Below are 20320 nucleotides of genomic sequence, written 5' to 3'. Positions count from 1 at the left end.
TTGTACATTCTCATCCCACCTTTAGCGAGGCTGTGATGGAAGCAGTTCACGATGTACACGGCCAATCTATTCACAATGCATAAAATGGAGTGATAAAAATGGCTTATACAATTGCACTGGCAGGTAAGGGTGGAACCGGTAAGACCACCCTTGCCGGGTTTACAGTGGATTATTTGGTAGAGAAGGGTTTAGGCACGGTCCTTGCAGTAGATGCGGACCCCAATTCGAATTTAAATAATGTCCTTGGGGTAGATGTGGAGTTTACCTTAGGTGAAATCAGAGAAGAAGTAAAAAATATGGAAAATCTCCCCGGTGGAATGACAAAGGCTGATTATTTAAATTTTAGGTTACAGCAGGCTATTATCGAAGGCAAAGGCTATGATCTCCTCGTTATGGGAAGGCCTGAAGGATTGGGTTGCTATTGCTTTGCAAACGGAATTTTACGAGAGGCAACCGATAAGCTTTCAAATTCTTACTCCTTTATGGTTATTGACAATGAAGCAGGGCTTGAACACCTTTCAAGGAGAACTACAAAAAAGGTGGATTTGATGTTTGCAGTAAGCGAATGCTCGAAAAGAGGGATAGATGCCGCATATCGGGTAAAAGCATTGATCGATGAGTTGAATTTAGATGTAAAGGAACTTTTCTTAATAGTAAATAGGGTTCCAAAGGATGGAATAGATGGGGAACTTTTGAAACATATAGAAAAGTATAATATCCCCCTTGCTGGTCTTGTTCCCCTTGATGACAGTATCTATGAATATGACAACAAAGGTATACCTTTAGTAAATCTACCTAAAAACACCGAGGCAATAAGGGCTTTTAGAAATATATTAGATAGCATTCTCCTTCCAAGGATAACTATAAAAAAATGAGATACGGAGGCGAAAGATATGGCATATAAAAAACCCCAGCAAAAATATCAGGGGAAAATTAGGGAAGTTATTTTGGGTGAAGGTTTAAAAATTGGAGGGGAATCGGTACTTCCCTTCTACAGCTTTGACGGAGATTTGGGCAATGCTCCAAAAATCGGAATGGAAATCTGGGATGTGCCTCCTTTTGGTTGGCCCGAAAAACTGATGAATGAGATCAGGGAGGTAGCCGAAGATCCGGCAAAATGGGCAGAACATTATGTAAAAAATTACAATCCCGATTTTATAAACTTAAGATTTGTAGGTGCAAATCCCGATACCAAGGATAGAACTCCTGAAGAATGTGCAGAAATCGCTAAAAAAGTAGCAGAAAGTGTCAATGTCCCGCTGGTCATTGCTGGATGTGATTCTAATGAAAAGAATGCAAAGATTTTTACCAAGGTAGCTGAAGCACTTGCTGATAAAAATTATGCGTTCCTTTCAGCAGTAGAAGCAAATTACAAAGAAGTAGGTGCTGCTGTAGGTTTGGCGTACGGCAACATAGTTGTGGCCGAGTCGTCAGTAGATTTGAACCTTGCAAAACAGCTGAACATTTTACTGACTCAGCTTGGGGTAAAGCCTGAAAAAATGCTCATGAACCCCGGTATTTCAGCTGTAGGCTACGGATTTGAATATGTTGTAACTACCATTGACAGGATAAAGCTTGCTGCATTAGAACAGAACGATACTACACTTCAGATCCCTATAATCATGCCAGTTTCTTTCGAAACCTGGAAAGTAAAAGAATCAATTGCGACAGAAGAAGATGTACCCGAATGGGGAAATCAGGAAGAAAGAGGAATAGCAATGGAAATTGCCACAGCGGTTGGTGTGTTAACGGCAGGAGCCGATGCAGTAATTTTAAGACACCCGCGTTCATTTGAAATTATAAGAAGATTTGTTAGAGAAATGACGAACTAAATTTGAAGGGAGAGGTAAACATGGCTTTAACGGGTATGGATATATATAAACTGCTTCCAAAGAAAAACTGTAAAGAATGCGGCTTTCCAACCTGCCTTGCTTTTGCTATGAAATTGGCACAGGGAGGGGTTGATGCGGAAAAATGCCCCTACATGTCCGATGAGGCAAAAAAGAAACTTTCCGAGGCTACAGCTCCTTTGATGAAGACGGTGAAGTTTGGAAGAGGTGATAAAACTTATACCCTCGGAGGGGAAACTGTTCTTTTCAGGCATGAAAAAACCTTTGTAAACAGGAATCGATTTGCGGTAATGTTCAATGATACCATGTCTGAAGAAGAGATCAATGAAAAGATTTCGCGAATGAACGGGGTAAACTATGTGAGAATTAATGAAAATATGTTTGTAGAAATAGCTGCAGTAAAATGTGAAAGCAAAAATAAAGAAAAGTATATTGAACTATTAAAGAAAGTCAAAAACGAATGCAAATTAGCTGTACCCATGATAATTACCGATGACCCGGAAATTGCAAAGGCAGCGGTAGATGAAGTGAAGGGATTAGGTCCAATACTATTCGGAGCGAATGAAGAAAACTTTGAAGCTATGGTCAACATAGCAAAAGAAAATAATCTGCTTTTAGGAGTAGAAGCAGAGAATTTGGAAGCTTTATATAATCTCGTCGAAAAAATCCATTCTCTCGGATACAAAGAACTCCTTTTGAGCACAAAAGCCGGAAGTGCAAAACAACTCTTTGAAGATGTAGTAAATATCAGGAGAACGGCTTTAATCTCGCAAGATAGAACCTTTGGATACCCCACAGCTGTTTTTGTAAACAGGCTGTCAAAGGATAAGTTCATGCAGCTTTCCTATGCTTCGATGTTTATCGAAAAATACGCATCAATAATCGTTCTTGATGACATAGATTACTCATTAGCTTTGCCTCTCTTTGCTTTAAGACAAAACATTTACACAGACCCGCAAAGGCCTATGAGGGTGGAACAGGGAATATACAAAATAGGGCAGGCTGATGAGAATTCTCCCCTTTTAGTAACCGTAGACTTTGCTCTAACCTACTTTATAGTATCGGGCGAGGTTGAAAGGTCGAAGGTTCCGGCATGGGTTCTTATACCTGATGCTGGCGGATATTCGGTATTAACTGCTTGGGCGGCAGGAAAGTTCAGCGGAAAGTCCATTGCAAAGGCGGTTAAAGATTTTGGAGTTGAAGATAAAATCAAGACAAGGGAAATTATTATCCCCGGCAAGGTTGCGGTGCTAAAATCCGATATTGAAGATGCTCTGCCCGGATGGAAGGTAGTAGTGGGTACCGAAGAAGCTGCAATGATTCCTAAATTTTTAAGGGATTATGCAGCAAAAAGGTCGTAAAATTTTAAGAATGAATTTTTGGAGGTGTGTTTTATGGCAAGGTTTTTAACCATAGGTGAGAGAATTCACGTCATTTCACCGGTCATAAGAAAAGCTCTTCAAGAAAGGGATCCGAAGCCTATCTTGGAAAGGGCAAAAGAGCAGATTGAAGCGGGGGCTCATTACCTTGATGTAAATATAGGTCCTGCTGAAAGAGATGGAGAAGAATTAATGCAGTGGGTTGTAAAACTTTTGCAATCCGAATTTCCCAATACTCCCCTGTGCTTGGATACCGCCAATACCAAAGCAATTGAAGCGGGTTTAAAGGTTTATGATCCAAAACCGGGAAAGGCTATAATAAACTCTGCCGATGCCGGAGCAAGGATAGGGATGCTTGAAGTAGCTGCAGAATACGGTGCTATGGTTATAGGCCTTTGTGCAAAGGAAGGAATTCCAAGGGATAATGATGAACGAATTGCTTACTGCACTGAAATTTTGGATAGGGCTATGCAGTTAGGGTTAAACCCCGAAGACATTTTATTCGATCCTCTATTTGTCGTAGTAAAGGGTATGCAGGAAAAACAGCAGGAAGTCCTTGAAGCGATAAGGCAGATTTCGGAAATGGGCCTTAAAACTACGGGAGGTTTGAGCAATGTATCCAACGGATGCCCCAAAGAGTTGAGGGGACTTATAGAAGCAGTATTTTGTTCAATGGCAATTCAGTGCGGGTTAACTTCTGCTATAATAAACCCGTGCAACAAAATGCTGATGGATGTTATAAAAACTGCTGAAATATTAAAGGGCTGGAATTTGTACTGCGATTCTTATCTTGAACTATAATGAAACTTTGTGGCCTGAAAGCCAAAAATAAAAATCCTTGGAGGGATTTAAAATGACTTTATTTGACATCATTTTTACAGGGTCAAAGCAGGCATTAGAAGCTGCGAGAGCTACCGTAGAGGGGGCTATTGGGAAAAAGGGAGCTGAAGCAAAAGTAGCTTTCCCCGAAACAGCATACAGCTTACCTACCCTTTACGCAGCTACGGGCAAAAAAATATCTACTCTAAAGGAATTAAAGGAAGCCTTAGGAATTGTAGAAAGCCTTATTGTAGAAGAACAAAACCTTGAAAAGGCATTGAACGCTGGGCTTGCAACAGCTCTTTCTGCCGAAATCATCGAAGCCTGTAAATATGCAGTGGATGAAAAGCCTTATAGCGAGCCCTGTGCAGGTTTTATATCCGATGCTATCATTCGCTCCTTAGGTGTTCCTCTTGTTACCGGAGATATTCCCGGTGTTGCCGTTGTTATTGGAGAAGCACCGACACCTGAGGAAGCTGCAAAGGTAATCAAGGGTTATCAGAACAAGGGACTGCTTGTTTTTCTTGTAGGAAAAATTATAGATCAAGCTATCGAATCAAAGGTTAAAATGGGGCTTGAACTTAGAGTTATCCCCTTAGGTTACGATGTAACCTCTGTAATCCACGTAGTAACAGTTGCGATAAGGGCTGCTCTCATTTTTGGAAACGTCCAGCCCGGCAATTTAGAAGAACTCTTAAAATACACAAAGGAAAGGGTTCCTGCCTTTGTTAACGCATTGGGCCCCTTGAGCGAGCTTGTAGTATCAGCGGGTGCGGGGGCAATAGCTTTGGGATTCCCTGTAATTACTGACCAAGAAGTTCAAGAGGTACCCCACTTCTTGATAATTCAAAGGGACTATGATAAAATGGTGGCAACCTCATTGGAAGCAAGAAACATCAAGATTAAGATAACGGAAATTCCTATTCCGGTAGGTTTTGCAGCAGCCTTTGAAGGCGAAAGGGTCAGGAAAGAAGAAATGTACGCCGAATTCGGTGGTGGCAGAACTCCTGCTTGGGAGCTTGTCAGAAAAAGAGAAATGGCCGAAATAGAAGACCACAAGATAGAAGTAATCGGTCCTGACCTTGACACCTTAGGGCCTGATGGCGGAAAACTACCCCTTGCAATTTTGGTGGATGTAGCGGGAAGAAACATGCAGGAAGATTTTGAACCCGTAATGGAAAGAAGGATACACTATTTCTTAAACTACATTGAAGGTGTAATGCATATAGGGCAAAGGGACATCATGTGGCTTAGAATAAGCAAATCCACTTACGAAGCGGGATTCAGGCTCCATCACATAGGAGAGGTTTTATACGCAAAGATGCTCGATGAATTTGGAAGCATTGTGGATAAAGTACAGGTAACCATAATCACCGATAAAGAAAAAGTGGAACAACTTGCGAAAGAAATTGCAAAACCCCGCTACGAAGCAAGGGACGCCAGACTTGCAGGCTTAACCGATGAAAGTGTAGATGTTTTCTATTCCTGCTTGCTGTGCCAATCCTTTGCACCTGCTCATGTATGTATTGTAACACCTGAAAGATTAGGATTGTGCGGCGCTGTAAGCTGGCTTGATGCTAAAGCCACAAAAGAAATTAATCCTGCAGGACCCTGTCAGCCTATAGTAAAAGGGGAATGCTTGGATGAAGTAAAAGGTGTTTGGGAATCTGTCAACAAAGCTGTAGAAGAGCTGTCCCACGGAGCTACAAAGGAAGTATGCATCTATTCACTCATGGAAAATCCCATGACTTCTTGCGGTTGCTTTGAATGCATATGCGGCATTATGCCCGAAGCAAACGGTGTTATAATTGTAAACAGGGAATACACTGGGCCTACTCCCCTTGGAATGACTTTCGGAGAGCTTGCATCAACAACAGGTGGTGGAACACAAACACCCGGCTTTATGGGCCTTGGGAGACAGTTTATTACAAGCAAGAAGTTTATTGCTGCAGAAGGCGGATTGAAGAGATTGGTATGGATGCCAAAGGAATTAAAAGAGGCTTTGAGGGAAAAGTTGAACGCAAGAGGAAAGGAATTGGGGTACGATAATTTTGCGGATATGATAGCCGATGAGACGGTAGGAACTGATCCAGATTCAGTAGTGGAATTTTTAACCAAGGTAGGGCATCCTGCACTTACTATGGAACCAATGATGTAAGGAGGTAAGAAAATGTATTTCCCCGAAGAGTATAAATACCACAAAGAACACACATGGGCAAAGATTGAAGGGGATATAGCGGTAATTGGTATTACCGATTATGCTCAGGATAAATTGGGAGAGGTATTGTTTGTTGACCTTCCCGAAGTTGGGAGTGAAGTAAAACAAAATGAGGTTTTCGGCACTATAGAATCGGGGAAGGTGGCCTCGGATCTTTACGCACCTTTAAGTGGAAAGGTAATAGAAGTAAATGAAGAGTTGGCAGACAGCCCTGAACTTGTAAACGAATCCCCTTACGAAAAAGGATGGATGATTAAGATAAAAATTGAAGATGCATCCGAAATCGAAAATTTATTAGAAAGCACAGACTACCAAAAAATATTAGAATAGCTTTTCTTTAGATTATTAAACACCATTATTAAAAACCCTACAGTAGTTTTGCACGCTGCAGGGTTAATTTAATATTTATCCGCCCAATAATATCCTGACCGCATGAGCCGCAACAATAAGGCCTACGGTGTCGGCTATAAGGCCGGCAAAGAGGGCATGCCTTGTATTTTTAACACCAATTGAGCCGAAGTAAAGGGCAATAATATAAAGGGTTGTATCGGTTGCACTGTTCATCGTTGCAGCAACCTTTCCTATAAAAGAATCCGGGCCGTAGGTTTTAAAAATCTCGGTCATAATTCCCTGAGCGCCTCCGCCTGAAAGAGGCCTTATCAAAGCCATTGGTAGGGTTTCGGAAGGTATTCCTAAAAAATTGGCAAAAGGAGTTATAAAGGTAATTAGAAAGTCCATTGCACCGGAAGCCCTAAAAATTCCGACAGATACTAAAACCGCTATTAAATAGGGAATTACTTTTACGGCTGTGGCAAACCCTTCTGCCGCTCCTTCAATAAAAACTTCGTATATTTTCACCTTTTTGATATAACCGTAAGAAATTATGAAAATAATAAAACAAGGCACTGCCCATTGAGATAGGGTATTTACTATTTTGGGAAGCATTAAAAAAACCTCCAATATAATAAGCTATTATTTTGATCTAAAAGCGGGCAGTTTTTCCAAAATTTTAACCGCTATAATTCCAGCCATGGTGGAGCAAAAAGTAGCAATCAGTGTAGGACCTATAATTGCTGTGGGATTTTGGGATCCCGTAGCTTTCATTAAAGACATGGTTGTTGTGGGAAGTAAAGTTATAGAAGAAGTATTTATTGCAAGAAAGGTGCACATGGCATTTGTTGCCGTATCCTTTTTCGGATTTAAGCTTTGAAGTTCCTTCATAGCCTTTAATCCTAAGGGCGTCGATGCGTTCCCCAATCCCAGCATATTAGCGGCTATGTTTAATGCCATAGCTCCCATTGCAGGATGTCCAGAGGGTACATCGGGGAAAAGCCTGGCCATAATGGGTTTTATAGCTTTTGAAATTTTATAAACAAGTCCTGATTCTTCAGCTATTTTCATAAGTCCGAGCCAAAAGGACATAACACCTATTAACCCCAGTGAAATATCTACAGCAGTCTTGGCATAATCAAACACTGCTTGAGTTACCGCATCCATTTTTCCCGTCAAAGCCCCTGCTAAGATTCCTGAAAAAATTAAAAAGAAAAATATAAAATTCATTGCCATTGTTAAAACCTCCTTTATAAATATTTATGCCTAAGAAAAGCTTTTAATCCACCAAGTTATGGTATACTATTAAGTAAAAAAAGCGAAAAATTGTATGAATAAGTGATTATTGTTGGCAAAAATGAAGTAGATGCTAAAAAACAAAGGAATTTCTGTTAAAAAATTATCAAATAAGTCTTTTTGTGTTATAATTAAATCGAGAAAAATGTCACAAGATAGGTGATTTAAATGGAAAAATGCACTGTGGTCTTTAATCCTTCCAAAAAAAGTATAAGCGTAAAAAAAGGCGCAAATCTTCTGGAAGTAGCAAGAAAAGCGGGAATCTTTGTCGATGCACCCTGTGGAGGAAGGGGACACTGCGGAAAGTGCAGGGTTAAGGTGGAAAGCGGTAGCCACCGCATGGAGTTTTCTCCCCTTCTTACTGAAGAAGACATAAAAAAGGGTATCAGGCTTGCGTGCCTTACATTTGTTGAAGGAGACATGGTGGTAGAGATTGAGGAGGCGAAAAATGTCGAGGATATTCTTGTCGAAGATGTGAAACCCGGAGATGAAAAAAGTGAAAGGATTAAAAATGCCAGCAGACTTTTAGAAAAAGAGGGAATTGTTAAAGATAGCGGTGTTTTTATTATAAATTTAGAACTTCCAAAGCCTTCTCTTGACGACAATGTAGCGGATTTTGAAAGATTAAAAAGGGAGCTAAAAATAAGACATAATATTGAAAATGTTACCTGCTCTTTGGGGGTTTTAAAAAGCTTACCGAAAGTATTAAGGCAAGAGGATTTTAAAATAATAGCAACCCTTTTAAAAAGCGAAGGGGTTTATGAGCTTTTAAAAGTCGAAGGTCGTGAAAACAAAGGTGCGTACGGTATTTGCACTGATGTGGGCACAACTACGGTAGCGGCTAACCTTGTAGACCTGTCAACGGGCGAAATTATTGCCAGTGCTACTTCGGGCAATCTTCAGATGCAGTACGGGGCAGATATAATAAGCAGGATAATTTACGCCTCATCGCAGGAGGGCCTTGAAAAGCTTAGGGTTTCCATAGTAGAAGGCACCATCAACAGGTTAATAAAGGAGCTTATTAAAAAGGCAAAAATCAGTAAAGAGGATATTGTTGCTGGTGTTTTTGCTGGAAACACTACTATGACCCATCTTTTATTGGGAGTGGACCCATCTTATATCAGATTAGAACCTTATATACCTGTATTTAGGGAATGCCCTCAGATTAAAGCAAAGGATACCGGAATTGATATAAATCCTGAAGCTAATATTACAGTTTTACCTAATGTAGCAAGCTATGTAGGAGGGGATATCGTATCCGGTGTTTTAGCATCAGGTTTATGGGCTGAGGATAAAAATACGCTTTTTTTGGACTTGGGCACCAATGGAGAAATAGTTTTTGGGAACAAGGATTTTATGCTTACCTGTGCTTGTTCTGCAGGTCCGGCTTTTGAAGGTGGAGAAATAAGCTGCGGTATGAGGGCAATGCCGGGGGCTATTGATGAAGTTGCAATTGATAGGAAAACTTTAGAGCCTAAAATCAACGTGCTGGGGGACATAAAACCCAAGGGCATATGCGGGTCAGGCCTTATAGACCTTATTGCAGAGATGTTCCTTTCGGGTATAATCGATTCTAAGGGAAAAATTTCAGGTGAAATAAAAAATGACAGGATTAGGTATGATGAAAATTTGGATGTTATGGAATATGTAGTGGTATGGGGCAGGGAAAGTTATGACGGAAGAGATATAACAATAAATGAGATTGATATAGATAACCTGCTGAGGGCAAAAGGAGCCGTTTTTTCCGGTTTAAGCGTGCTTTTAAAAACGGCTGGATTGTCGGTTTACAATTTGGATAAGATCATAATAGCAGGGGGAATAGGTCGCAATTTACATATAAAAAATGCTAAAATTATAGGTCTTTTGCCCGACATAGATGAAAAAAAATTTAATTATATGGGGAATGCATCTTTGATCGGGGCTTACCTTTGCCTTGTATACGAAAAAGCAAGGGAAAAGGCAAGGGAAATAGCGGACTCAATGACCTACATTGAACTCAGCACTTACCCCTCTTACATGGATGAATTTGTTAGCGCGTGCTTTTTGCCGCATACCGACCGCAGTCTATTTCCCAGCGTAATATCTTTAATTAAATAAGAATATAAAAATAAAAGTTAAGGGAGATGGAGATTATGCACATGCATGAAGGACATGATAGTGACATTCAAACATTAAAAATACTCCTTGCCCATTGGATTGAACACAATAAGTCCCATGAAGAGAATTTTAGGAAATGGGCTGAAAAGGTAAAGGCCTTGGGAAAAAAAGAATGCGCAGAGTATATTGAAAAGGCTGCAGATTTACTACTTCAGGCGGGAGACGCTCTATTTGAGGCGAAAAAATTAATATAAGGGGTGAATGAGCTTTGTGCGAATCAAGGGTGGTTATTTTGGAGGACGGTAAAGAAAAGGAGATTATGGAAAACGTTATTTATGTAGAGCCACAGGATGGGAAGGTTTTTATGTACGACTTATTGGGGCAGCAGAAGTTGGTTGATGCGGTTATAAAAGAAATAAAACTATTGGACCACAAAATAATACTTGAAAAGAGGAAGTAAGCTATGATAATAGCGGTTGTTGACGGAATGGGGGGAGGAATCGGAAGCCAAATTATTTCTCTTTTAAGGCAGGACCTCCCACCGGATGTAAAAATTTACGCCTTGGGGACTAATTCGGCAGCGACGGCTAACATGATGAAGGAAAAGGCAAACAAAGGTGCAACCGGTGAGAACGCAATTGTCAGCACGGTAAAAAAAGTGGATGTAATTGTAGGCTCCTTGGGGATTGTGATACCCAATTCCATGATGGGAGAAATCACAGAAAGGATGGCTTCTGCTATTGTAGAAAGCAGGGCAAGGAAGATATTGATTCCTATTTTAGACTGCGAAGACATAACTGTATTAGGTATTGAAAAAAGGCCCCTTTTTCTTTCGATAAAGGAGGCCATCGAGAAAATCAAAGAGATGTTTTAATAGTAAAATTTTTTGCTCTACCCTCTAATAATGGGTAGAGCTTCTTTTTATTTTGTTCTTTATAAATGTCTTGACATAGTGATATAATAATTTTGCGCTTAAATTTTTAAAATTAAATTTAGATAGCACTTAGCTAACAACATTGGAGGGATTTTCTTGAAGTCCAAGGTTTATTTTTTTGACTTAAGAGCTAAAAAAAGGACCGAAAGCCTTGCAGCAAAAGTAGGAAGAATTTTCGAAGCTGCCGAATTTGGCAGAATTATTTCGGAAAATGATATGGTGGCATTAAAGATACATTTTGGTGAAAGAGGAAACAATGCCTTTATTAATCCCATTTTTGTTAGACAAGTAGTGGACAAGGTTAAAAAATACGGCGGCAAACCCTTTTTAACCGATACCAATACATTGTATAAGGGCTCAAGGAGCAATGGTATAGACCATATAGTAACTGCAATTGAAAACGGTTTTGCTTATGCTGTAGTAAATGCCCCAATAATCATTGCTGACGGTATAGTCAGCAAAGATTCTGTTGAAGTAGAAATTAATAAAAAACACTTTGACAGGGTAAAGATTGCATCCGCTATTTACTATTCGAATGCTATGATCGTGCTTTCTCATTTTAAAGGCCATGAAATGGCGGGTTTTGGAGGAGCGATAAAAAATTTGGCAATGGGATGTGCGCCTGCTGCCGGCAAACAGCGCCAACACTCAACTTTAAAACCTAAGGTTTCTGAAAACTGCAGGGCGTGCCTTGCCTGTATTAAAAACTGTCCTAAGGATGCCATATCTCTTGTTGATGGCAAGGCTTACATAGATGCAGAAAAATGCATTGGATGTGGAGAATGCATTTCCATGTGCGTGTTTAATGCAATAAAACCGGTATGGAAAACGGATATTCTAGAATTTGTGGAAAGAATGACCGAATACGCTTACGGTGCTTATATAAATAAGAAGGAAAAGACGGCTTTTATAAACTTTGTCATGAATGTCACGCCTTTATGCGACTGCACGCCATGGAGCGATGCACCGATTGTCCACGATATCGGAATCCTTGCATCCTTTGATCCTGTAGCCCTCGATAAGGCATGCCTTGATTTGGTAAATTCTCAAAAAGGCAACCCCCATTCGGCACTCGGGGATAAAAATAAGGGATTTGAGCCAGGAGAAGACAAATTTAAAGCCATCCACCCTGATACAAAGGGAGAATATCAGTTAGAATACGCCGAGAAATTGGGTATGGGCACAAGGGAGTATGAGCTGATAAAATTAACGTAAAAAAGTATTTAATGTTATAAAACCGGTATATAAAACGGATGTTTTGAAATTATGACCGAATACGCTTACGGTGCTTATATAAATTAAAAAGATAAAGATGGCTTTTATAAATTTTGTGATGAATGTTACGCTTTAAAGCGACAAGTATAATAAAACAAAAAAGGAGAATAGTATGATTTTATTTTTAATATTTCTTACTGCAATTTTTTTTAATGTATACCTGTTTCGAAAGAACATCAATATAGGGTTAATAATGCTTCTTAATTCTTTAATTTTATCCTTTATAAAGAAAATGCCTATTAAGGCTGTGATATTAACCGCCTTTAAGGCTGTAGTTTCAGAAAAAACCCTTGAATTGATATTTATCTTAATTGCGGTTATGATAATTGAAAATATGATGAGAACCAGTGGTATGATTGCAAAAATGGCGCAAAGTTTAAGGCTTCTTGTGAGCAATAGACTTTTTTCAGCGATCATGCTTTCATCTGCCCTCGGACTTCTTCCTTCTCCGGGAGGAGCAAGATTTTCGTGCCCAATAGTAGAGGAAATAACAGGTGATGGATTATCCAATTTGAATAAAGCATATATAAATTACTGGTTCAGGCATGTTTGGCTTGATGGTTTTATTCTATACCCTGGAGTTATTCTTGCTGCAAAATTGCTGGATGTGCCTGTGGGGAAATTGTTTTTGCATTTGATGATTTTTATAATTATATATGCGGTTTCCGGTGTTTTAATAATAGGGGAAAAAATCGAGGATAATAAAATGGCTTTAAAAAATGGGGATAGGAAAAAGGCTTTAATGGAATTTTTATTCAGCATAATGCCGGTTTTCACCATGATAGTTTTATATATTTTACTTATAAATAGGTTTGAGTATGCCCTTGATTTAGCAGCATTAATAACTATAATTGTTTTGATAATTTTAAACAAATTAAATCTAAAAGAAGTAAAAAGGATAGTAAAAGAATCTTTAAATTTAAATTATGTGATAATAATAATTGGTGTTATGGTGTTTAAAGATTTTTTGACCGTTTCGGGAATAGTTGAGTCCCTTTCCAGTGCGGTAGTTTACTATAAGATACCAAAAGAATTATTGTTTGTTGTTATTCCTTTAGTTTCCAATTTCTTTTTTGGTGTAACGGTAAGTTTTGTATCTTTAGCTTTTCCCATATTGATTCCCTTCGGACTTGGCCAAAATATTTGGCATGCTGCCTGCGCTTTTGTTTCAGGTTTTATTGGAGGGATGATAACTCCCGTTCACCTCTGCAGCGTTATGACGGCGGAATATTTTGATGTGGGAATAGATAAACTTTTAAAAAAGGTTATGGCCTCATCCTTTTTTGTACTTGCAGCTGTTATCGCTGTTTTGATTTTAATTTGAATAATAGCTTTAAAGCTGGCTCTTGCCGGCATAGAAAGTGTAATCCCGCCCGATGAAGTGATAAAAGCTATGGGAGAAGTGGGAAGGATGCTGCCAGAACAATTGAGGGAAACTGCAATGGGAGGTCTTGCTGCTACACCAACGGGGAAAAAGATACAAGACAGGGTATTAAAAAAGTAAAAGTTAAAAAAAAGAGCAGCCCAAAATGCGGGCTGCTTTTTAGATTTCAGGCTCTAATAATTAATAACTGCAGTTTTTGTCTTATCATCCCATGTGACCTTTACGCCTAAGTTTTCGCTTACATATCTTAAGGGGACATAGACCTTCCCGCCGACCATCTCCGCGTATTTGTTTGCCACCTTTAGGGTTAAAATTTTATTTCCCTTTTTAATAATAACTTCTTTCTTTTTCTCATTCCATTCAACTTTTGCCCCGAGATTTTCAGAAATCAGCCTCAAAGGGACCATTCCGTTACCCTTTTTGTTTATATAGGGTATTGAATCAGGAGAAAACAAATCCTTTCCGTTTAAATTGATTGAGAAATCGATAACGGGTACGGTGAAAGTTTTTTGTATAAATGAAGCGTTAACCTTAAGGATGAGATTCCCTTTGTCTTGGGTTTTGAAAATCAAATTTCCTTTATCAAAGCTGTATTTTTTATTATAGGAAAGGGAAAGGTCAAAATTGTAAGGGTAGTTAATTGGTAGTTTGCTTTGGTAATGAGAAATACCGGTTAATTTTATTTCAGTAGGTATTCCCTTCTTTATATAAAGGGTTTGGTTGATTATATCCTTTAAAAGGGGAATTATTGAGTAAGAGGTTGAATTACCCTCAAAGCTGAAAAGTAATGCTGCAGGATTTTCTGTATCAATTGGTGGTAGGCTTATAAACCTTATGGAATTTTCCTTTTTAACATAAAATTTTTCACCTTTTAAAATCACGTTTACCTCTATATTTTTTTGAGTTAATTGCGAAAGAAGTTTTTTAAAAAGGGCGATTTCCTGCCTATCGGTAAACTTTTCTATAGGACTATTTAAGAAAACAATTACCTTTTTATACTTTGAAGCGCCTTTCAAGTCCTTTATAAAAGATTGCCACTGATTGTAGTCGGTAGTTCTGATACCGCCCTTTTCTGCCCTTAAGAAAATAAACAATTTGTCTTTATCACTAAAAGATTGATATTTTTGGTTAAAGCTTTTTAGGTTTGAAAGATAATTTTTTGGGATAATTTTTGATAATTCCCCTTTTGTATTAACCTCGTCGAGGGCAATGATGTAGTCGGTCTTATACTTTTTAATAATGTCTAATGCCTTCAAAAAGGCTTCTTTGTAATCTTTTTCTGCTAATTTACTTTCGGAAAAGCCGCTTATTAAAGCAAAATTAGCATCGCTGATTTTTTTATTTTGATTATCCTTATATACCGGTGTAGAAAGATCTAAACCCTCAAATTTTGAGCTTTCTTCAACAGGTAGATTAAAATTGTTTATATCCAATGGGTCAATATATGCGAGTGTTCCATTTTTATCTATTCCGTAATAAGAAGAGTCGGAAGTTTTTATTATCTTTACAGGTGTTAATATTTTTATATTCTGCGAGGTTTTCACATTCTCATATTTTGCAGTAATGACGACCTCCCCTTCCTTTTGGGCAAAGAAGGTATTTTTATTAAATTTCCCAAGGTTTTTAGAAATGCTCCATTGTATCCTGTTTTGATCAATAGATACAGGGTTATAATATTCATCGTAAGCTTTTACGTTTAAGGTAATTCGGGAATTTTTTGCAACCGTAAAGAAAGGGGTTTCAATGATAAGGCCTGCAATTTTGCCCTTCGGGGCTTTGTTTATTATTCCGATTCCATTTATAACAGGCCTTTCTTTGTTATCCGAGGGACTATTTAAAACCTTGGGGACCTCTTCACCCGGAAGCCTTCCCACCATCGTAGATGAGCCACCACCGTCGAGATTAAGCGCATTGTACGCCCCGAGGTTCAACAATAATTTTGCCAATTCCTCCTGAGTTAAACCGTCGCTCTCCTCCTGCCGGCCGTCAACCACTACCATTATTATTTTATTTTTTTCCTTTGTAAATCCGATAGCGGTCCTTGGATGAACCCCGCTTATATTGTGGGAAAAGCTTTCAGGGATTTTGCCGTTTTCCACAAGTACGGCACCGCCTCCCACTGCAGTTTTTATATTGGATATTTCAGGTACCAATTTTAAATCAAGGGTTACGGGGTCGCCTATGCTAATTTTTGGATAAATTTGGGCTGCAAGATCCTGCCCGACTGCGAAAACCATTCTGCCATCCTCTATGAAGGAGGATTTGCCGTAGAAAAAGTTTTCGATGACATTGTCTTTAACGATGATGTAAAGGGCATCACTCTTGTCAGCAGGTAATTTATAAGTTTCCCTGCCGAAAAAGGTATTATAAAGCATTACCCTTCCGGTTGGGTCGCCTATTTTGTTTACTGAAGAAATAGGCAAAGAAGTCCCGTCCTTTAATATCAATTTACCTTCAAAAGAAAAATTTAGTATTTGGGGTATCTTATCAAAGGTTAGAGCAAAGGCAGCCATATCCGAACGGTTAGAAGGGGATGAAATAAGTTTGCCTTCGTCAATATGTATGCCTACGGATGAGGAAGGATTTGTCATTGTAAAAAAATCGCCATTTATCCCCGCAACCGCATTGTTCCCTTTAACAAGGTCGCTTAAAGTTTTCCTTTCAGATAAATTTTGTTTATTGTAGAGGCTTATTACGTCAATATAAGGGGAGGAAAGGTCAACCGTCAAAATATGTACTTTCTTCCATCCATGGGAAGTGAATATAGTTCTTTTTTCATAAATTACGCCTTTTGCTATAGGGCTTTGTTCTTTTTCTTCATAAAGGATAACCGATTCCTGTGCGTAAATATTTGAAGGCAAAATTGCGATTAAAAGAAGAATGACAGTTAATACGGAAATAAGCTTTTTAAACCTTGTCATGTTTAGACCCCCTTAGTGGAATTTAATTGAACAAATATTTATACAGAAATAGTATGCCGATAATAACGGGCTGATGGATTAAATAGATTACAAGAGATTTTTTACCTATGAAATTTATAATATTTTGCTTTGCGTTTTTGTTTAACAATCTTTTTCCTTCGGCGTAAAAGGTTTTATAAAAAACAACTCCAAAAAGGAAAACCCCAAAATAGGGAAATATAGGATAATAATCCAAGGATGAAAAATCTTTATAAATGAGACCGAGTGGGAATAAGAATTTATACCCTACAAAAATGCTGTTAAAATAAATTCCAATTAAAATTGATAAAAATGCTGTGGCAACTAAAAAGGGAACATCCTTTTTTTTGAAAAAATACGAAAACAAATAAGATAAACCGATAAAATGGAGTATTCCGAATTTAACATACATGCTTTTATCGATTAAATATGTAATAAATGTTATTAACATTCCGAGGGAGAAAATTTTTATGCCCCGTAAAAGGGCATTTTTGCTCAAGTTTACGCTTATACCTGCAAGGAAAATAAACATTAAGGCGGATGTTTTGCCTTCATAAAACCAAAAACCGCTGCTGAAACTAACGGGTAAGCCCATGTAGTAGTTTAAGTCAAATACAATGTGGAAAATAACCATCAATATAACTGCAATTCCCCGGAAAAAATCAATTTCATCAATTCTTCCCATAAACGCCCCTCATCTTTAACCGGTTGTTATAAGTATAACAGGAAAAACCATTTATGTCCATTTCATGTATTTTAAATTTACTTTACAAATTGTGGCTTGGTTTTATTTTGGTACATGTTATGCTAATGCACATTAAATCCTACTGAAATAGTATGAATTATGCAAAACAAGAAGAAATATAAAGAAAAACAAATATAATTTAAAATAAATTAAAAATCTAAGAAGAAATGGGGTTTACAATATAAAATAGCATATCTTATAATATTCACTAAATATTCATTTATTCTTTTAATTAAATAAATAAGTAAAGCATCACAATTTTAAACAAAAAGGAGGGGTAAAGTGAAGGATTTAAAAGAAAGAATACAAAAAATTTTTCCGAAAGTTCGGGAATTGCGCCGGGATTTTCATGCCCATCCTGAACTCGGCTTCGAAGAGGTGCGCACATCGGAAATCATAGCAATGACCCTCGAAGGCCTTGGTTTGGAAGTAAAGACAAAAATAGCTAAAACCGGGGTTGTTGGTTTGCTGGATACCGGGAAACCCGGGCCTACCGTGGCACTGAGGGCTGATATGGATGCCCTGCCCGTAAAGGATGCCAAGAAGGTTCCCTATGCTTCTACAGTCGATGGCGTTTGCCATGCCTGTGGACACGACGGACATACTGCAATGCTTCTGGGCACTGCGATGATTCTATCGGCGATGAAAAACGATTTTACAGGAAAAGTAAAATTCATCTTTCAACCCTGCGAGGAACAACTTCCCGGGGGAGCAAAGCCAATGGTTGAAGCTGGTGTATTGGAAAATCCTAAAGTAGATAACATTTTTGGCATTCATTTATGGACTAATTATTCTATAGGAAAAGTAGGGTTAAAAGCCGGTCCCCTTATGGCAGCTGCAGATTCCTTTGTTATTGAAATTATAGGTAAGGGGGGACACGGCTCAGCACCTCACCAAACAGTTGACGCTGTCGTGGTGGCTTCGCAGGTAATAAGCGCTTTTCAAACAATTGTCAGTCGTTCTGTGAACCCCCTTGAACCTGCTGTGGTGAGCGTTGGGACCCTGCAAGCAGGATACGGTTTTAACATTATTGCGGATACTGCAAAAATTACCGGCACTGTGCGCACTTTTAGCGAAGAAACAAGAGCTTTGATTCAAAAAAGAATGGAGGAAATTCTAAAAGGTATTACCCAGGCTTATAATGCAGACTATCGCTTTGACTATATAAAAGGTTATCCGGCTGTGATAAATAATGAAAAAGTGACTGAGTATGTCCGTCAAATTGCAGCTGAAGTTGTAGGGGAAGAAAATGTATTAAATGCAGAACCGGTTATGGGTGGAGAAGATTTTGCTTACTATCTGCAGCAAGTTCCCGGTACCTTCGTGTTTTTAGGTGCTAAAAATGAAGAAAAAGGAATTGCTTTTCCACATCACCATCCTGAATTTGATTTTGACGAGGATGCTATGGCTATAGGAATAGAGCTAATGGTTAGGTACGTATTAAACAATAAAAATTTAAAAATTTAAGGGGGTCAAATATGAACAAACCACTGGTAATAAATAAAAGAAAAGTATCTTTATTAGACAGATTTTTGAATTTTATAGAAAAAGCTGGGAATAAACTGCCCGATCCGGCTACCATATTTTTAGGACTTTCAATTCTGATAATTTTACTTTCCCATCTTGCTGAAATTGCCGGATGGCAAGCAGTAAATCCTGCTACAAAAGAAGTTGTAAAAGCGGTAAGTTTGTTAAGAAGGGAAAATGTAGTTAGGATTTTTACGGAGATGGTCAATAACTTTGCTACCTTCCCGCCTCTTGGGCTGGTCCTTGTAGTGATGATGGGAGTCGGAGTTGCAGAGTATAGCGGTTTAATAAATGCACTGCTCAGAAAGCTTCTTAGTGGAACCTCTGCCTCTTTTATAGTACCTGCAGTTATTTTGATCGGGGTTTTAGGAAATGCTGCAGGTGACTCAGCATTGATTATTATGCCTCCTTTAGCAGCTATGATTTTTCTAAGCGTAGGTCGTCATCCCCTTGCAGGAATTGCAGCTGCCTATGCTGCAGTAGCCGGTGGTTTCAGCGCCAATTTGTTTGTTAATATGTTAGATGTATTGTTGGCAGGTTTTACGGAAAAGGCTGCTCAAATAATTGATCCTAAATATATTGCAAATCCTGCGATGAACTATTATTTCTTAATTGCTTCTACTTTTGTTATTACCTTGGTGGCAACCTGGGTAACGATAAAAATTGTGGAACCTCGTTTGGGCAATTACGAAGGCCACAAAGAAGAGTTTCATCCCTTGAGCGAAAAAGAAATTAAAGCACTCCGCGTAGCGGGGATTGCAGCCTTGGCATATATCGGACTAATAGCTTACTGGACATTGCCAGCTAATGCACTTTTAAGGGACCCTAAAACCGGTTCTTTGATTATTTCTCCCTTTATGAAAAGTTTGGTACCCATAATGACCGGATTTTTCCTTTTCCCCGCAATTGGGTACGGAATTGCAGCAGGTACTATTAAATCGGATAAAGATTTGGCTGCTCAAATGTCAAAGGCTATGAGCACAATGGGTTCCTATATAGTAATAGCTTTCTTAGCTGCTCAATTCATAACGTTTTTTAACTGGAGCAATATAGGAACTATCCTGGCTATTAAGGGAGCGGATTTCTTAAAGAACATAGGTTTTACAGGGTTACCCTTGTTGATCGGAATCATAATCTTTTCTTGTTTAATAAACATTTTAGTAGCCAGTGCTTCTGCAAAATGGGCTGTGCTAGGGCCTGTTTTCGTTCCAATGCTCATGCTATTAGGTTACTCACCAGCATTTACACAGCTGGCTTACAGGATAGGTGACTCAATTACAAACCCCATTACTCCGTTACTGGCGTACTTCCCTATGGCTCTTTCCAGTGCTAGAAAATATGACGAAAATTTGGGGATGGGAACTCTAATTTCCATATTGCTCCCTTATACCATATATTTCGCATTAGCCTGGATATTGTTATTCTCTATATGGTATTTCCTGAACCTGCCTTTAGGGCCCGGAAATATGATACACTTATAGTAAACTATCTAAAATCTCCTACCGGCACGACCGGTAGGAGATTTTT

The 20320-nt window shown here is 38.6% G+C and carries 19 protein-coding genes; 15 read left to right on the top strand and 4 right to left on the bottom strand.

Going from position 1 to position 20320, the window contains the following annotated elements:
• Window positions 1–98 precede the first annotated feature (98 nt).
• The 6 genes from ACPLVF_RS06995 to gcvH are packed head-to-tail and all read left to right on the top strand — an operon-like array spanning window position 99 to window position 6596.
• The gene (locus ACPLVF_RS06995) at window positions 99–875 is read left to right on the top strand and encodes an AAA family ATPase (RefSeq protein ID WP_424907121.1); all 777 of its coding nucleotides are present in this window, start codon (window positions 99–101) and stop codon (window positions 873–875) included.
• An 18-nt stretch (window positions 876–893) separates the two neighbouring features.
• On the top strand, window positions 894–1832 hold the full coding sequence (gene acsD, locus ACPLVF_RS06990; protein WP_424907120.1) for an acetyl-CoA decarbonylase/synthase complex subunit delta: 939 nt from the start codon (window positions 894–896) through the stop codon (window positions 1830–1832).
• A gap of 20 nt (window positions 1833–1852) precedes the next feature.
• A complete protein-coding gene (acsC, locus tag ACPLVF_RS06985) occupies window positions 1853–3211 on the top strand; it encodes an acetyl-CoA decarbonylase/synthase complex subunit gamma (RefSeq protein WP_424907119.1) in 1359 nt (452 codons plus the stop codon).
• Window positions 3212–3244: 33 nt separating this feature from the next.
• Complete coding sequence (acsE, locus tag ACPLVF_RS06980; RefSeq protein WP_424907118.1) at window positions 3245–4030, top strand: carbon monoxide dehydrogenase/acetyl-CoA synthase methytransferase subunit; 786 nt, start codon at window positions 3245–3247, stop codon at window positions 4028–4030.
• 52 nt (window positions 4031–4082) lie between these two features.
• Window positions 4083–6206, top strand: a complete 2124-nt coding sequence (acsB, locus tag ACPLVF_RS06975) for an acetyl-CoA decarbonylase/synthase complex subunit alpha/beta (RefSeq protein ID WP_424907117.1) — start codon at window positions 4083–4085, stop codon at window positions 6204–6206.
• Window positions 6207–6218: 12 nt separating this feature from the next.
• Window positions 6219–6596, top strand: a complete 378-nt coding sequence (gcvH, locus tag ACPLVF_RS06970) for a glycine cleavage system protein GcvH (protein WP_424907116.1) — start codon at window positions 6219–6221, stop codon at window positions 6594–6596.
• Window positions 6597–6671: 75 nt separating this feature from the next.
• Here the strand turns inward: gcvH and ACPLVF_RS06965 are convergent, their stop codons facing one another.
• Both ACPLVF_RS06965 and ACPLVF_RS06960 read right to left on the bottom strand, forming a co-directional pair.
• On the bottom strand, window positions 6672–7211 hold the full coding sequence (locus ACPLVF_RS06965; RefSeq protein WP_424907115.1) for a spore maturation protein: 540 nt from the start codon (window positions 7209–7211) through the stop codon (window positions 6672–6674).
• 27 nt (window positions 7212–7238) lie between these two features.
• Window positions 7239–7832: a nucleoside recognition domain-containing protein gene (locus tag ACPLVF_RS06960; RefSeq protein WP_424907114.1), complete on the bottom strand. Its 594-nt coding sequence runs from the start codon at window positions 7830–7832 to the stop codon at window positions 7239–7241.
• Between the two features lie 228 nt (window positions 7833–8060).
• Here ACPLVF_RS06960 and acsV point away from each other — a divergent pair, with 228 nt between their 5' ends.
• From acsV to ACPLVF_RS06925, 7 genes are all read left to right on the top strand, one after another.
• A complete protein-coding gene (acsV, locus tag ACPLVF_RS06955; protein WP_424907113.1) occupies window positions 8061–9989 on the top strand; it encodes a corrinoid activation/regeneration protein AcsV in 1929 nt (642 codons plus the stop codon).
• Window positions 9990–10024: 35 nt separating this feature from the next.
• A complete protein-coding gene (locus tag ACPLVF_RS06950) occupies window positions 10025–10243 on the top strand; it encodes a hypothetical protein (RefSeq protein ID WP_424907112.1) in 219 nt (72 codons plus the stop codon).
• A gap of 14 nt (window positions 10244–10257) precedes the next feature.
• Window positions 10258–10449 (top strand): CooT family nickel-binding protein, encoded by a 192-nt coding sequence (locus tag ACPLVF_RS06945; RefSeq protein ID WP_424907111.1) that lies wholly within the window; start codon window positions 10258–10260, stop codon window positions 10447–10449.
• Between the two features lie 3 nt (window positions 10450–10452).
• Window positions 10453–10863: a DUF3842 family protein gene (locus tag ACPLVF_RS06940; RefSeq protein ID WP_424907110.1), complete on the top strand. Its 411-nt coding sequence runs from the start codon at window positions 10453–10455 to the stop codon at window positions 10861–10863.
• A gap of 156 nt (window positions 10864–11019) precedes the next feature.
• Window positions 11020–12138 carry a DUF362 domain-containing protein gene (locus ACPLVF_RS06935; protein ID WP_424907109.1) on the top strand — a complete coding sequence of 373 codons (1119 nt, stop codon included), beginning with the start codon at window positions 11020–11022 and terminating at the stop codon, window positions 12136–12138.
• A gap of 172 nt (window positions 12139–12310) precedes the next feature.
• A complete protein-coding gene (locus tag ACPLVF_RS06930) occupies window positions 12311–13522 on the top strand; it encodes a DUF401 family protein (protein WP_424907108.1) in 1212 nt (403 codons plus the stop codon).
• On the top strand, window positions 13523–13702 hold the full coding sequence (locus ACPLVF_RS06925; RefSeq protein WP_424907122.1) for an L-serine ammonia-lyase, iron-sulfur-dependent, subunit alpha: 180 nt from the start codon (window positions 13523–13525) through the stop codon (window positions 13700–13702).
• 53 nt (window positions 13703–13755) lie between these two features.
• Here the strand turns inward: ACPLVF_RS06925 and ACPLVF_RS06920 are convergent, their stop codons facing one another.
• Together ACPLVF_RS06920 and ACPLVF_RS06915 are read right to left on the bottom strand one after the other, a co-directional pair.
• Window positions 13756–16503 carry a phosphodiester glycosidase family protein gene (locus ACPLVF_RS06920; RefSeq protein WP_424907107.1) on the bottom strand — a complete coding sequence of 916 codons (2748 nt, stop codon included), beginning with the start codon at window positions 16501–16503 and terminating at the stop codon, window positions 13756–13758.
• Between the two features lie 22 nt (window positions 16504–16525).
• Window positions 16526–17206, bottom strand: a complete 681-nt coding sequence (locus ACPLVF_RS06915) for a heparan-alpha-glucosaminide N-acetyltransferase (RefSeq protein ID WP_424907106.1) — start codon at window positions 17204–17206, stop codon at window positions 16526–16528.
• 342 nt (window positions 17207–17548) lie between these two features.
• Here ACPLVF_RS06915 and ACPLVF_RS06910 point away from each other — a divergent pair, with 342 nt between their 5' ends.
• A complete protein-coding gene (locus ACPLVF_RS06910) occupies window positions 17549–18733 on the top strand; it encodes a M20 metallopeptidase family protein (protein WP_424907105.1) in 1185 nt (394 codons plus the stop codon).
• Window positions 18734–18744: 11 nt separating this feature from the next.
• Window positions 18745–20274, top strand: coding sequence for an AbgT family transporter (locus ACPLVF_RS06905; RefSeq protein WP_424907104.1), 1530 nt, complete (start codon window positions 18745–18747; stop codon window positions 20272–20274).
• Window positions 20275–20320: the final 46 nt, after the last annotated feature.

The sequence above is a fragment of the Thermovenabulum sp. genome (assembly GCF_049701175.1).
Lineage (GTDB): Bacteria > Bacillota > Thermosediminibacteria > Thermosediminibacterales > Thermosediminibacteraceae > Thermovenabulum.
This window is presented reverse-complemented; position numbering and strand designations above follow the sequence as displayed.

Coding starts and splice junctions, on each gene's coding strand:
- ACPLVF_RS06995 (WP_424907121.1), top strand. CDS start 99: ATGGCTTATACAATTGCACTGGCAGGTAAGGGTGGAACCGGTAAGACC.
- acsD (WP_424907120.1), top strand. CDS start 894: ATGGCATATAAAAAACCCCAGCAAAAATATCAGGGGAAAATTAGGGAA.
- acsC (WP_424907119.1), top strand. CDS start 1,853: ATGGCTTTAACGGGTATGGATATATATAAACTGCTTCCAAAGAAAAAC.
- acsE (WP_424907118.1), top strand. CDS start 3,245: ATGGCAAGGTTTTTAACCATAGGTGAGAGAATTCACGTCATTTCACCG.
- acsB (WP_424907117.1), top strand. CDS start 4,083: ATGACTTTATTTGACATCATTTTTACAGGGTCAAAGCAGGCATTAGAA.
- gcvH (WP_424907116.1), top strand. CDS start 6,219: ATGTATTTCCCCGAAGAGTATAAATACCACAAAGAACACACATGGGCA.
- ACPLVF_RS06965 (WP_424907115.1), bottom strand. CDS start 7,211: ATGCTTCCCAAAATAGTAAATACCCTATCTCAATGGGCAGTGCCTTGT.
- ACPLVF_RS06960 (WP_424907114.1), bottom strand. CDS start 7,832: ATGGCAATGAATTTTATATTTTTCTTTTTAATTTTTTCAGGAATCTTA.
- acsV (WP_424907113.1), top strand. CDS start 8,061: ATGGAAAAATGCACTGTGGTCTTTAATCCTTCCAAAAAAAGTATAAGC.
- ACPLVF_RS06950 (WP_424907112.1), top strand. CDS start 10,025: ATGCACATGCATGAAGGACATGATAGTGACATTCAAACATTAAAAATA.
- ACPLVF_RS06940 (WP_424907110.1), top strand. CDS start 10,453: ATGATAATAGCGGTTGTTGACGGAATGGGGGGAGGAATCGGAAGCCAA.
- ACPLVF_RS06930 (WP_424907108.1), top strand. CDS start 12,311: ATGATTTTATTTTTAATATTTCTTACTGCAATTTTTTTTAATGTATAC.
- ACPLVF_RS06920 (WP_424907107.1), bottom strand. CDS start 16,503: ATGACAAGGTTTAAAAAGCTTATTTCCGTATTAACTGTCATTCTTCTT.
- ACPLVF_RS06915 (WP_424907106.1), bottom strand. CDS start 17,206: ATGGGAAGAATTGATGAAATTGATTTTTTCCGGGGAATTGCAGTTATA.
- ACPLVF_RS06905 (WP_424907104.1), top strand. CDS start 18,745: ATGAACAAACCACTGGTAATAAATAAAAGAAAAGTATCTTTATTAGAC.